The organism is Lentibacillus sp. Marseille-P4043, from assembly GCF_900258515.1.
Taxonomy (GTDB): domain Bacteria; phylum Bacillota; class Bacilli; order Bacillales; family Amphibacillaceae; genus Lentibacillus_C.
In genome coordinates, this window is record NZ_LT984884.1 from 2,645,699 (window position 1) to 2,658,682 (window position 12,984).

18 protein-coding genes and 1 pseudogene are annotated in these 12,984 nt (G+C 36.0%); 16 read left to right on the forward strand and 3 right to left on the reverse strand.

Annotated features, from left to right (window positions below; all coding sequences use genetic code 11):
* Positions 1-289: 289 nt before the first annotated feature.
* On the reverse strand, positions 290-1,192 hold the full coding sequence (locus C8270_RS12950) for a LysR family transcriptional regulator (RefSeq protein ID WP_106497234.1): 903 nt from the start codon (positions 1,190-1,192) through the stop codon (positions 290-292).
* A 143-nt stretch (positions 1,193-1,335) separates the two neighbouring features.
* Between C8270_RS12950 and C8270_RS12955 the strand changes: the two genes are divergently transcribed.
* The 14 genes and pseudogenes from C8270_RS12955 to C8270_RS13015 all read left to right on the forward strand — a co-directional run bounded on the left by C8270_RS12955 (position 1,336) and on the right by C8270_RS13015 (position 10,275).
* Complete coding sequence (locus C8270_RS12955) at positions 1,336-2,346, forward strand: alpha/beta fold hydrolase (protein ID WP_106497235.1); 1,011 nt, start codon at positions 1,336-1,338, stop codon at positions 2,344-2,346.
* A 161-nt stretch (positions 2,347-2,507) separates the two neighbouring features.
* A complete protein-coding gene (locus C8270_RS20290) occupies positions 2,508-2,648 on the forward strand; it encodes a hypothetical protein (RefSeq protein ID WP_199794677.1) in 141 nt (46 codons plus the stop codon).
* A gap of 209 nt (positions 2,649-2,857) precedes the next feature.
* On the forward strand, positions 2,858-3,118 hold the full coding sequence (locus C8270_RS12960) for a hypothetical protein (protein ID WP_106497236.1): 261 nt from the start codon (positions 2,858-2,860) through the stop codon (positions 3,116-3,118).
* The gene (locus tag C8270_RS12965) at positions 3,087-3,350 is read left to right on the forward strand and encodes a type II toxin-antitoxin system RelE family toxin (RefSeq protein ID WP_106497237.1); all 264 of its coding nucleotides are present in this window, start codon (positions 3,087-3,089) and stop codon (positions 3,348-3,350) included. The genes C8270_RS12960 and C8270_RS12965 overlap by 32 nt, the downstream gene beginning before the upstream one ends.
* 62 nt (positions 3,351-3,412) lie before the next feature.
* Positions 3,413-3,625 (forward strand): annotated as a pseudogene (locus C8270_RS12970) (DUF1572 family protein); the annotation flags it as partial.
* Positions 3,626-3,994: 369 nt separating this feature from the next.
* Positions 3,995-4,318: a hypothetical protein gene (locus C8270_RS12975; RefSeq protein WP_106497239.1), complete on the forward strand. Its 324-nt coding sequence runs from the start codon at positions 3,995-3,997 to the stop codon at positions 4,316-4,318.
* Between the two features lie 234 nt (positions 4,319-4,552).
* Positions 4,553-4,885 carry a helix-turn-helix domain-containing protein gene (locus C8270_RS12980; protein ID WP_267894866.1) on the forward strand — a complete coding sequence of 111 codons (333 nt, stop codon included), beginning with the start codon at positions 4,553-4,555 and terminating at the stop codon, positions 4,883-4,885.
* On the forward strand, positions 4,848-5,303 hold the full coding sequence (locus C8270_RS12985; RefSeq protein ID WP_158701714.1) for a hypothetical protein: 456 nt from the start codon (positions 4,848-4,850) through the stop codon (positions 5,301-5,303). The genes C8270_RS12980 and C8270_RS12985 overlap by 38 nt, the downstream gene beginning before the upstream one ends.
* A 55-nt stretch (positions 5,304-5,358) precedes the next feature.
* Positions 5,359-6,309, forward strand: a complete 951-nt coding sequence (locus tag C8270_RS12990; protein ID WP_106497242.1) for an LCP family protein — start codon at positions 5,359-5,361, stop codon at positions 6,307-6,309.
* A gap of 572 nt (positions 6,310-6,881) precedes the next feature.
* Positions 6,882-7,787, forward strand: a complete 906-nt coding sequence (locus tag C8270_RS12995) for an alpha/beta fold hydrolase (protein WP_442785804.1) — start codon at positions 6,882-6,884, stop codon at positions 7,785-7,787.
* 88 nt (positions 7,788-7,875) lie between these two features.
* Positions 7,876-8,256: a VOC family protein gene (locus tag C8270_RS13000; protein ID WP_106497243.1), complete on the forward strand. Its 381-nt coding sequence runs from the start codon at positions 7,876-7,878 to the stop codon at positions 8,254-8,256.
* Between the two features lie 233 nt (positions 8,257-8,489).
* The gene (locus C8270_RS13005; RefSeq protein WP_199794678.1) at positions 8,490-9,122 is read left to right on the forward strand and encodes a LysE family translocator; all 633 of its coding nucleotides are present in this window, start codon (positions 8,490-8,492) and stop codon (positions 9,120-9,122) included.
* A 31-nt stretch (positions 9,123-9,153) separates the two neighbouring features.
* Complete coding sequence (locus tag C8270_RS13010) at positions 9,154-9,663, forward strand: GNAT family N-acetyltransferase (protein WP_234028564.1); 510 nt, start codon at positions 9,154-9,156, stop codon at positions 9,661-9,663.
* An 81-nt stretch (positions 9,664-9,744) separates the two neighbouring features.
* Positions 9,745-10,275, forward strand: a complete 531-nt coding sequence (locus tag C8270_RS13015; protein WP_106497244.1) for an AAA family ATPase — start codon at positions 9,745-9,747, stop codon at positions 10,273-10,275.
* 89 nt (positions 10,276-10,364) lie between these two features.
* Here C8270_RS13015 and C8270_RS13020 read toward each other — a convergent pair whose 3' ends face one another.
* Positions 10,365-10,862, reverse strand: coding sequence for a DUF3368 domain-containing protein (locus C8270_RS13020; protein WP_106497245.1), 498 nt, complete (start codon positions 10,860-10,862; stop codon positions 10,365-10,367).
* Positions 10,855-11,148 carry a UPF0175 family protein gene (locus C8270_RS13025; RefSeq protein WP_234028565.1) on the reverse strand — a complete coding sequence of 98 codons (294 nt, stop codon included), beginning with the start codon at positions 11,146-11,148 and terminating at the stop codon, positions 10,855-10,857. The genes C8270_RS13020 and C8270_RS13025 overlap by 8 nt, the downstream gene beginning before the upstream one ends.
* A gap of 381 nt (positions 11,149-11,529) precedes the next feature.
* Between C8270_RS13025 and C8270_RS13030 the strand changes: the two genes are divergently transcribed.
* Both C8270_RS13030 and C8270_RS13040 read left to right on the forward strand, forming a co-directional pair.
* A complete protein-coding gene (locus tag C8270_RS13030; RefSeq protein WP_106497246.1) occupies positions 11,530-11,670 on the forward strand; it encodes a YpzI family protein in 141 nt (46 codons plus the stop codon).
* 634 nt (positions 11,671-12,304) lie between these two features.
* Positions 12,305-12,856 (forward strand): GNAT family N-acetyltransferase, encoded by a 552-nt coding sequence (locus C8270_RS13040; RefSeq protein ID WP_106497248.1) that lies wholly within the window; start codon positions 12,305-12,307, stop codon positions 12,854-12,856.
* The last annotated feature ends 128 nt before the right edge of the window (positions 12,857-12,984 follow it).

Below are 12,984 nucleotides of genomic sequence, written 5' to 3' on the forward strand. Positions count from 1 at the left end.
TGTGCCATCGTTATCGCTCTTAACCTATACAGACGATAAAGTAGAAGTTGAGATCAACTATGAAGGAACATTAACAAAAGATTTACCGAACAGTTTTAAATCGTGGAAATCTAATTTTGCTATTCCAATAAAGTTTTTTTATGGAATAAGGATGGATTATTTTCCTTTCCGATAGCTTTCTATGTTTGATTTACAGTCATACTTCCTTCGTTATATAACTTTACCGCATAATTCACCTATCCATGATTTTTATGATATTTCCTTTTTGTTCAGGTCCCCGAAAATCCTTCTAACAGGAATGTTCCTCTATAGTTATGACTTCCCTTGCTGCTTCTATGAAAGATAATATGATTGGTGAAAGCCACTTGTCTTTATGCCATGCCATATGTGTATATACGTGCAAATCCGAAATTTGCCATGGAAGAGCAATAAGTTCACCCCGTTCAACTTCAGCTTCCACTGTTATTTCTGGAAGAAAGGCAATACCGATTCCTGTAATTGCACATTGTTTAATGGCTTCAGCATTTTGAAACTCTAAATAAGTAATATCATCAATGCCCTTTTTCTCAAATGACCGGTCAAACATGGTTCGATAGGTACAACCTTTTTCATTGACCAGAAACACTTCTCCGTGAAAGTCTTCAAACTGTAGTACAGTAAGTTTCGCGAGAGGGTGGTCTGGAGCGACGAAAAAGCGAAAAGTTTCTTCGAGTAACGGTTCCACTGTAAGTCCTGTTGAAAGTATGGGTTCGTCTAGCATAAAGACGACATCCGCAGTTCCCTCAAAGAGCGTTTGCTTCAGATGCTGATTTGGAACCGAGCGGAAGGTGATGCGCACTCCCGGATGGCGCGAACGAAATAGTCGAAATACAGATGGAAGCCGGTAGGCGCAAAGAACCTCATTGGCACTTATCGTTAAGGTACCGCTTAGATTTTCATTGTCGTGAACGACACTTCTAGCTTCGTCCAATTTGTCTAGAACGCCTTGGATATGAGTTAGAAAACGTTTACCTGCAGTTGTGAGAACGAGTTGCTTGCTCAGGCGGTCAAAGAGACGAACACCAAGCTCGTCCTCCAATGACTTTATTTGCATCGTAACGTTGGAGGGGACGTAGTTCAGAACTTCTGCAGCCCGACTGAAATTTAAAGTTGATGCAACCGTGCGGAACGTAATCAGTTGGCGTAATTCCATCATGCTTCATCCTTTCACTTTCAATATTATTGAATACTATTTTGAATTATGTTCACTTTTATTGAGAGTATCACAGCTTTATACTTAATAACAAGAAATGCATTCTAATGTTTGTGTTTCATTTTGAAAGGAGTGATAAAACAATGGATTATGAGACTTTTAACTTAGGTGACGTAACCTTGCAATCAGGAATAACTTTACCAAACGCTTTTCTTGCTTATAAGACTTATGGAGAATTAAATGATAAGAAAGACAATGTTGTCATCTATCCAACTGCTTTTGGTGACCAACATGTTCAGAATGAATGGCTGATTGGAAATGGCAGGGCACTAGATCCGAGAGAATATTTCATTATCATTCCAAATTTACTGGGAAACGGATTATCTTCCTCTCCTAGTAACACACCTGCTCCATTTGACAAGGCAAATTTTCCACAGGTAACCATCTATGATAATGTGAAATTTCAATATCGGCTGGTTACCGAAAAATTCGGCATTCAAAAGATTGCACTCGTGGTTGGATGGTCAATGGGAGGCATCCAATCTTTCCAATGGGGAGCAAGTTATCCTGACATGGTGGAACGAATTGCACCCTTCTGCGGAGGTGCAAAGACTTGGCCGCAAACATATGTGGTCTTAGACGGAATGAAAGCTGCCCTTATGGCTACAATTGGCTTCGAATCGAGTAAACTAAACCAATTAACTACTGAGGACATGCGCGCTGTTGGCCGCGTCTATGCAGGGTGGGGATTATCACAAGCCTATTATAGAGAGAAACTCTATCGAGAAATGGGATTTGATTCATTGGAAAGTTTTGTGTCTGGCGTCTATGAAAATAGCTTTATGAAAATGGATCCGCACAATTTCCTAGCTATGTTATGGACAGGCCAATTTGCAGATATTAGTGCAAACAACACCTATAACGGAGATTTCGATGAGGCTCTTAGAAGTATTAATGCGTTTGCCTCCATCATGCCTGGAAGTACAGATCTCTTCTGTACTGCGGACGAGAACGAATACGAGGCAAATCTTATACCTAATGCTGTTTATAACCCTATCGAGTCGATTTGGGGCCATTTTGCAGGTCGCGGAATCAACATTGCTGATAATAAAATTATTGATGACAATCTAAAACGCTTGTTGGTACTAGTATAAATGGATAGATGAAATTTAGCTTTATATTTTTGGGTGTCCATTATTATAAATTTATACTAAAGTTAAAGACAATTGTGAAGAAATGTACTTAAACTATAGGGTGCAAGAATTGAACAAGGAGGAGATTCTTTTGAAAAAAAAAGGTTTCTATTGGGTTGATTATGATAGCTATTATAATTGTAGCCTTTGTTTATTATCCAATCTCGAAAGAACCTATTAAAGAAACAGATACCATCATAACGGATAAAAACGGAAAAGTAGTAGAACCAATTAATGGTGACAATGATAACATTGGTCATTAATGAATATTAATAATAGATACAAAAAATGCAAATGAAACTGATTTATCTGGAAGGCTGCCTTGCCAACTTATAAATCAGGTTGTTCAAGAATCGGGTGCTTTTAGTTACCTTTGCCAATAAAGTGGTTAATTAAGATCCTTTGTTAAAATAAAATCAAAAATGGTTTATAATATTAATAAAAGAATGTAGAGAAAAAGGTGGTGTAAGTAATGGCTATTCGTAAGGAAGATTTATATAGAATGGTGGAGTCATTAAGCAATGAAGATAAGAAAGCAGCCTTTGACTTTATGGAGTTTTTAATTGAACGTTCAAAGAATAAAAAGCCCGAGTCTTGGCAAAGGATTGATGAATCGGAAAGTGATAAAGAACCGTTGACTGAAGAGGAACATAAGCAGTTAGAAAGCGAAGAAGGATACATTTCAGGGGAGGATGCAAAGCATGAATTCGGACTACAAGTTGATTTACCATAAGTCCGCAGTTAAATTCATAGCTAAAATAGATAAAACCTCTCAAGAAAGAATTGTAACTGGGTTAAAAGGACTTTTATCAATACCACCAGAAGGAGATATTAAAAGACTTAAGGGGCATCCAGGTTTATACAGATTAAGGATTGGGAGTTTTCGTGTGATCTTTAATATTGATCACCAAGAGCAAGTGGTCTATATCGAAGCCATTGGAAACCGTGGAGATATTTATAAATAGTTTATTATATATAACTCTCTCTAGATTACCCTAGGGAGAGTTTTTCGTTAAACCTTAAAGAAGAGGATCTAAGCAAAACTGTTTTTTTGAGACAACAACCATTAAGCGTACTTCAGGCAGTTCAGACTGAAATAGCTCATATGAGTTACCACTTAGGACAAATTCTTTATATTGGAAAACAAAAAAAGGACAAGAATTGGAATATATTAAGCATCCCTAAGAATGGCTCGATGGAATTCAATCAGCAGGTATTAGCCAAGAAAGATATGAAATAATTTTTTTGACTAAATAGATACTTTTAGGAATGTCCCTTATTCTATAACAAATGGACAAGTTTGTGAAAAGAAGCACTTAAACTATTGGGTGCGTAAGCTTAACAAAGAAACGATCAAACTTTATTGTAATAAATAATATTCATTAATAAACCGTAACTTTAATCAATATTGATTCAAAGTTACGGTTTTCTGTTTGTTGTTGTATAGGGATAGAAGATGTTTTTATATCAATTTTTATTTTAAAGCTACAGGGGGATTGTCTGTGTTATCATACATAAGCAGGTGTGCCTCTTTGGCAATATTTATGACAGACCTGCGATTGTTCCTTAACACAGACAAAAGTTAAGTCATGGGGGCGGACAATATTATTTGCGCTATTTATGGCAAAGCATTTACTGTGGATCTCCCTTCCACAATTACTGGCTCAAACATCCGCATACAGTGGCTCAAAACTTCGTACTGCTGGCTCAAACTGTCCGCAATATTCAAGAACTTGCTAAAAGATGTGGTGTGACTTATACAGAAGCTTTACTAATATGGGCTTTTTATGATTTTATAACTACTGGAGACTATGGTTGGAAAATGACAATTGTTTTAATCGCCGCTGCTTATTCTGGTGGTCAAGAACAATTTTATATAGAAAAACCAAGGGAAATAGATGCTCCCTTTTTTGATATTGTGTTACAGATGTAATTGTTAAAATGAAGTAGTTCTGTTAGTGGCTTTGAAATATGTATACTTTGTAGCAATAAAAGCCGATCTTGTATTGAGAAAATCGACAAAAAACAACCATTTTAGTGTGGGATGGATTTTCATATTTGAATTATCTATAATTAGGATTGAACAAGATGTCAATGTTTAGTAAAATATCGTTTAGCTATCTACTTTTAAATAAGGAGGGGAAGTACCACGAAAAAGGGTGAAATTATTAAGCTAAATAGACTGAAATGCGGCCTTACCCAGGGAGAATTGGCAGAAGGAATAATATCTGTTTCCTATCTGTCTAAGATAGAACATAATCAAATTTTCCCTAGTGAAGAGGTTTATAACCTAATATTTAAACGTTTGGGAATAGATATTGAAGAAGAACTTCAGTTAAATGATTTTGTACTGGAAAAGAAATGCCGTACTTGGTTCCATGCTTTACTCCTTGGGTCTGAAAAGGATAGACTTAGTTATCTTTATGAAGATATAAAGAAACCATTTAGTAGGGCTTTCATACATGAATATGGGTCATCTGTTCTCCGAAAAGGGAGATAGCGAACAATCTATACACTATTATAATAAGTCCTTGGAATATTTTACGCTTGATTGTGACAAAGCACTTACTTTATTAGGTTTAACAAAAGAGTATTTTAAGAATAATGATTTTGTATCCGCATACAAAGGTGCTACAACTGGTCTTTCCTTACTAGAACATCATGATGATATCGACAGTTTAGATACACGGTTGGAACTTTCAGCCTACAAATACAGGCTAAATGAACAATATGACGAAATGGAATATTTCATTAAGAATGAATTGCTACCTATTTTATCGCAAAGAAATAATTACGTAAAAATAGCGCGTTACTCAGAAATACTATCAAAATACTATTCTGAGAAAAAGATGTACAAAAAGGCATTATGGTTTGAAAGAAAAATAAGCCTTGCGTATAAAGAAATGGCAGATATATAGAAAATCTGACTATATAACTGCTGACCAAACCTAAGTAAAGAGGGACAGAATAATTATGGAAACTAAACGAGTAGTAAAGAGAAGGAAACTCCGAAGAAAAAGAGTACTTCTTCTAGTACTTATTACGATCTTCACCCTTGTCATTGGAACCTTTGGCTATGCTTACTGGCAGTATAAGTCTGCATTAAAGGCATCTTTAGCTGAGGTTGGTGATGATAACGAATCTGAAACAGAATTCCATGGTGTGAAGGACAAATTTGGCAATGTCAATGTATTACTGATTGGCGTGGACTCAAGGGGAGAAAAACACTCACGATCAGATGCGATTATGATTGCCCAATATAATCAAGATACCAAAACACCCAAATTAGTATCTATTATGCGAGATTCTTATGTTAACATTCCAGGTCATGGAATGAATAAAATCAATGCAGCAGAAGCCTTTGGGGGACCGGAATTACTTCGTCAAACGATAAAGGAAAACTTTGATGTAGATGTTCAATATTATGCGTTAATCGATTTCAAAGGTTTTACTAAAATGATTGATAAGGCTTTTCCGGATGGCATAGAAATAGATGTCGAAAAACAAATGTCAAAAGAAATTGGAGTAACCCTATCCCCAGGTGTGCAAACGCTAAATGGAAAAGAATTGCTAGGATATGTACGATTTAGGAAAGATGCTCAAGGGGATTTTGGTAGAGTTAACAGGCAACAGGTGGTTTTAAAAACCCTTGCAGATAATGTAGTTAGTTTTTCTGGAATTACACAAGTGCCAAGAATGGTTGGAACCATTCAGCCATATATTGACACCAATGTAGACAAGAAACTCATACTATCTGTGGCTACTAGCTTTATATCTGATGACAATAGTATTCAATCTTTTAGAATACCTGTAGAGAATGGATATAGAAATGCTAGGGTTATGATAGGCGGTTATAATAGCGCAGTACTTGAACTAGACTTGGAGAAGAATCGTTCAGCTTTAAACGACTTTTTAGAAAATTAGGGATTCGCAATATTCAAGTTATCATTTTGTAGTAACGTGATGAAAAGCAAAAGTATTATATTATTATGTATCATAGCTTGTCTAGTTTTGATTGTGCCCACCTGTAGTACGTAATCAGCCTAGGGTTTAAATCGTTGAAAGAAGGCATAGGTATAGGTTTTGGAAACGCGGAAAAAACATAGTCCATCAAGAAGGTGCTTTTTAATTTGTCTATATTTTTACTTTCTGTGCAGATTTTGTCTGAATATGTTTCTGTATGTAAAAATCTATAAGTCTATCACGCATTCGTAGGCGAGCAGGACAGTAAAGGAGAAAGCAACTCTCACAATGAAAAAGAAGATAAAGATGATGACAGTGTTGATTATCCAGAAGATGTTATTGCATTAGGAGGCAAAATTATGGCAGCTGGAACCGTCACTTATAGCGGAAATGGAGATGGAACGATTATTCACAGACGTTATAAAATCAATTAACTAAAAATTCATTATTGTGTAAAGGACGATTCATTTTGATGGATGTCAATATCTAGGTGTGGAATTATGGAATAAACTAGAGATGTGGAGGAATTGAGCGTGAGAACAATTTCAAGCGAAAATTATTTAGAAGTACGAGGCAAGGATATGTATGTTGAAATCCACGGAAATGCAGATGCTTATCCGCTGTTGTACCTTCACGGAGGGCCAGGTGAGAGTTGCTATGAATTTTGCTATCATCAAGCTGAGAGGCTGCAAGAAGATTTCAGACTTATCGCTATCGATCAACGGGGTGTTTGCAGGTCCGAGATGATCAGAGAAAATGAGCATTTTTCCATAGATGATATCTTAATGGATGGTGAAGAGCTAAGGAAGAAGTTAGGGATTAAACGATGGGCATTGCTAGGACATTCATTTGGGGGTTATATTGCCTTGAAATATGCCAGTATGTTTCCTGATTCCATTACACGAATTGTATTTGAATGTCCAACTTTTGATTTTGGGCTTTCAGGCAGAAGTCTATTAAGGAAAATGGCCCAGATTTCTAAAGAGGAAAATATGGTAGAATTGGCAGAAAAATGTTTTATGTTAGCTGAATCCGATAAATCAGCCAAAGAACTTATGCTAAAATTTATTGAATTGCGCCCTGAACTTGGCGAACAGGGTATGAAGATCCATGTACATAATCCGGAATATAAGACTGATTACTCCCTTTATACAGATGAAGAGTGGAAGCAGTTTTTGGAAAGGACGAATGTTCATAATAGTCGATTGATACAAGGGGAAGAGATGTTTGAATCCATTCTTCCAATGCTGAAAAAAGTAAAAAATCCTTCACTTTTGATTAGGGGTCAGTACGATCCTGTTACGTGCAAGGAGCAAATGGTGAAATTTAAAGAAGATGTTGCAGTTGCAGATGTAATAACATTCAGTAGCAGTGGACATTTCCCGCACGCTGAGGAACCTGATGAATTTGCTAAATCAGTTGTTGAATTTTTGAAATAAAGCAAAGTAGTTATTTTCGGTAAGAATCATTCATTGAAAGAGGATTTTTTTAAAAGTGATCGAAATAAATAATGGAGGAGGTCTTAAAATGGATAAATCAATACCGATAAAGAACCAAATGAATGGTGTTTTTGTTCATGTATCTAATTTAAAGTTCTCAGTAAAATGGTATTCTGATTTGTTAGATTTAGATATTGATGTAGATAAGGTAAAGTCGCCTATCTTTAATATACCGTTAGTAGGAACAACTGCTCTAACCTTAGATGATCACGCCTTTGATCCAGAATTTAAACATAATACAAGCCCCAGTCCAATTTTTAACCTTTATGCCCCGGAAATTGAGGAAGCCTATCAGTATATTAAAGAGAAAGATATTCAAATTGCACGAGAAATAGAGTGGGTTGGAGAGACAGCTTGGTTTAATATAAAGGATCCTGATGGTAACGTAGTAATGATCTGTAATTGTTAAGCAAATTCGATATATGCGTGTTAAATTTATGGTTGTTGACTTCCATTAAAGGGTAGCTTTTAGTAAAAGAAAATATGGAAAACAATATTGCGATAGTCTGGTTTAAAGTTTTATTTGATTAATAAAATGCACCGAAAAAGGAGAATTGGAATTTTCGGAATTGGTCAACTTTGTTGGGTGGCGTGTGTTAAAATTAATTAAGTCATTGAACTACATAAGAGAGGAGGGCACCTATGTTAGACACACAAACTTTTGGCATGTTTATTATTGCTGCGTTGGTACTGCTTGTGATACCTGGACCGTCTGTTCTCTATATTATAGCACGTAGCCTTGACCAAGGGCGTTTGGCAGGTCTTGTGTCTGTCTTGGGTAATGCACTGGGAAGCGTCATACTTTCTGTCGCGGCTGCGGCGGGATTGTCCGCAATTCTGGCTTCATCTGGTGTGGTTTTCAATGTAGTGAAGTATCTTGGTGCCGCCTATCTAATTTATCTGGGAATAAACCGCTTGTTCAGTAATGATAGTCATGACCCGATAGTACCTCAACGTAAACGACTTTTACATATATTTAACCAGGGAATCATTGTTGCGGTATTGAACCCGAAAACCGTACTATTTTTCGTTGCATTTGTCCCTCAGTTTGTTGATGCATCACAGGGAGGCATATGGGAACAAACACTCTTTTTTGGACTTATGCTCGTAATACTTGGAGTTTGTACCGATAGTATTTATGCATTGCTAGCTGGAACGGCCGGAAACTGGCTGAATCGGCGAGGGATTTTGGGTGGGAAACTGCGCTACGTATCTAGTGGAATTTATATGGTTCTTGGTGTAGTTTTTGCATTCTCAGGTTCAGGAAAGCGATGAAACGATCGTAAATATGAAAGGATGTTGAAATTTGCGAGTTACCTCGGCAAGGTTGTTATTTCGTCCATACAATGACGTTGACTTTGCATTTCTTATGTCGTTGTTGTCAGATCCTGAAGTAGTGCGATTTATCGGAAATGGGAAGACAAGGGATAAAAACGGTGGGAAGTATTTTTTGAGTTGGATATATCGTACATATGAATACGGTGAGAATATGGGATTAAGGCTTTTAGTCAATAAAGAAGATGACACGTTAATTGGACATGCAGGTTTCGTTCCCCAAGTTGACAAGGTGAAAGAAATTGAAATAGGCTATTGGATTACGCGCGAACATTGGGGAAAAGGATATGCAACAGAAGCAGCTAAGGCATTGTTGGAATATGGACATAAACAACTTGATAGAGAAAGATTTATTGCATTGATTCAACCTGGTAATGTAGCTTCTCGAAAAGTTGCAAAGAAACTAGGGATGGCGTTAGAGAAAAAAGTTGTGTTGGGCGGGGAGGAGGTGGATGTGTATTCCACGATTATAGATGATTGACTCGGAAAATTGTGCCTGACTGCGGGACAGATAGATCAAAAAGGACTTTCCAAAAACGATTCGAAATGGAGTAAAAACGAAATGATTGTAATGATAAATGGGGCATTTGGAGTAGGTAAAACAACCATTTCGAATGAACTTTTAAGAGAGATAAAAAATAGTATGATATATGACCCTGAAGAGGTAGGTTTTTTGTTACGAAATATAATCCCAAGGAATATAAAACAGCTTGAAGCGGAAACAGGGGATTTTCAAGATTTACAATTATGGAGGAAGCTGACTGTTCACGTAGCAAATCTTTTAATTACGACATATGAAAAGAACCTAATCGTACCAATGACTATTCGCAATCCAGCTTACCTCCATTACATTAAAGAGGGATTTCAACGTATCGATAAACAAACATACCACTTTTGTTTAACAGCAAATAAGGATACTATTTACGGAAGACTTAGGAAACGGGGAGAGGATGAAGGTAATTGGTGTTTTCAACAAACTGATAAGTGTTTAAATGCCTTTCGAGAAAACAATTTTGAGGAGTATATTGACACTGAAAATGAAAGTATTGCTGCTGTTGTTGATGCGATAAAGCAAAGGCTTGACCTTTCTTGAAACCAGTCCTATCTTTCATGAAAGCATAGCCAATAATCCCTTTTATGTCTAAATCATAATTCATTGATCACAATTTACTTCTATTTCTTTTATTCATCGGCTAGTTCCAATGCATGGTGATAGATGGCTTTTGAAATAAAAAAGTTATAACCTATTAATTTGTCAAGTAAAGGCCTAACCTCCTTAATTAAGCCTCTATCTTTAGCAATGATTAATATACCAACTGTACCAATTGGCCGTAATTGAAAAGTTTTAGCAAGCGTTCTAGCAGCTTTTTCATCAATAGCAACAATTCCGATGTTAAGTTCCTTCGCTCCAACGATCACTTCAAGTTCTCCTTCGTGAAGCTTTCCATATAATTTGCGAACTAAATTACGATTTTCAACTTTTCTTAACAGGATTTTTCCAACATCAATCATTTTATTTAATTCTGTTTTACCATAATCATTTACAGAATCACTGAATACTATTTCTTTATAGACCCCTTCTGGTACAAAAACTTCATCAAATATATCACACAGAAGATCTATTTTGCCAAGAATAGACAATCCAATAATAGGAGTTGAATTAGTTATGATTCTACTCATCTGCTTTTTCGTCTCCTAAAACTTCTTTAATCACGCGCTGATCATCTTGTAAGTGTTCTTCTGAATACTCCATCCAAGGTATATTTTTTGATCGTAATAAATCAATAAAATCACTTAATGACTTTCCAGATAATTGAGCTGCTCTTGCCAAAGTTACCTGTTTATTGACAAAAAGCCCAAGAGCTAATGATACCTTCGCTTTAGCATCAAGATTCGGTCCTTCTAGCTCATCAATTAACGGGTAAAATTCTTTAGGTATGTTAATTTGAAAAGAGTCAATTGACATAAAAGGTCACTCCCTTAAAATTTATTGTAACCCTATATTTGTTCATATCATTAATCATCTAATTTTATTGTATCATAATATTCTCGGAATTCCTTGGCAGTGTTAAATATATTAAAATAAAAGTTATAGAATAAGAAAAAGGCTCTCATCCCTACTGAGAAACAATATTTATAGATAAACATCAAACATATCTGTGTTATTTACAGGTACATTCCTTGTCATATTCAACAAATGAAAGCAGTGGTGAAATGATCATAATGAAAGGGGGATTCCTCCTAAAGAAAAACCAATCTCTATTTACTGCAAAGATTATGCAATCACAATACTTGATGCATAATCTTTGCCAGAAGACTCATGTTAAGGTTGGGAGGTGCTAAAAAAATGGGAAGGGATCGGCAAGAGCAAAAGTTAAGAAAAAGCGGACATGTTGAATCTGATCGAGATGTTGGTCTACGCTATAAAGGGGCAACAAAAATGTCCAGCCCTGAAGAAGCTAGAAGATTAAATGATGGGAAAAAGTAACGGGTTAACGATCGGAATGTAAACAATCAAATGGCATATCAATCCACACGTTATTTCACACTAGAAATAACGTGTGGATTTTTATTGGCAACATGATTTGAGTGCTTGGTAACGATACTCAAACGCTTTTTCAGTTATAAATTCACCGGACAGAAATATTTATTAATTTCAATTAGGGTGCAAATTCAAGTGTTGGTTATAATATTCAGTGAATTTATGTAAAAGTAATTTATAATTTGTGTTAAAATAATTATGAGTATTGCGAAAATGCGTTTATTGTCGCAATAGATATCATGCTTGCTTCTCTGCGTTAATTAATGATCAAATTTATTATGTGGTTTTTGAACCTACAGGAGGGGGATAAGTGATGGTTATATTCGGTAAAGAAATTAAATGGAGTCCTATTATATTTTCAATTATTTTTGCTATGAGTTTGATTATAGTGTTCTTGAACGTAATTTATTTTATTGTTTTTGATAAAAGTCTGATGAATAATAATATGCTTGTAGGGGCTATTTTACTTGTCTATTCAAGCTTAAACTTGTTTCATAGGAAAGACTAAAGAATGTGTTCGTTTGTAAGCATTGTAATTGGAATAGGCATATGATTATTAAACTTTGGAGAGAAGGATTTCATGTTTACGTATAAAGTGGATGAAGATTTGTCATTGAAATTACTTGAAAAAGAAGATGCTGATGTATTGTTTGCTTTGGTGGATGATTCCAGAGATTACTTAAGGGAGTGGCTTCCATGGGTTGATAACATGAAACAAGTGGCGGATTATGAGCCTGTCATTGAAATGTGGTTGAAGCAATTTGCCGACCATGATGGTTTTCAAGTCGGCATTATGTACAATGAACGTCTTGTGGGCATGGTTGGTTTCCATGGCATTGATTGGTCAAACAGAAAAACAAGCATTGGCTATTGGTTGTCCGAAAAATACCAAGGACGAGGTTTGATAACAAGGGCTGTAGCAGCATTGATAGATTATGCGTTCACAGCTTATGATCTGAATCGTGTTGAAATACAGTGTGGGATCGCTAATCAAAGGAGCAAAGCCATCCCTGAAAGACTCGGGTTCAAGCAGGAGGGGATCATTAGGAACGGTGAATACGTATACGATCACTATCATGATTGCGTTTTGTATAGTGTGCTTGCACAAGAATGGGAGACTTATGATTGCTAGTGAAACTGCAGAAAAATTCGATTATACATATCCGGTAAAGGCTGACAAAAAAGCTACCGAGTGGATTTACCAGCAATTCAAAGAGAACACTTTAGAATGAAATCTCCGTCTCCACCAATAGTTATCTA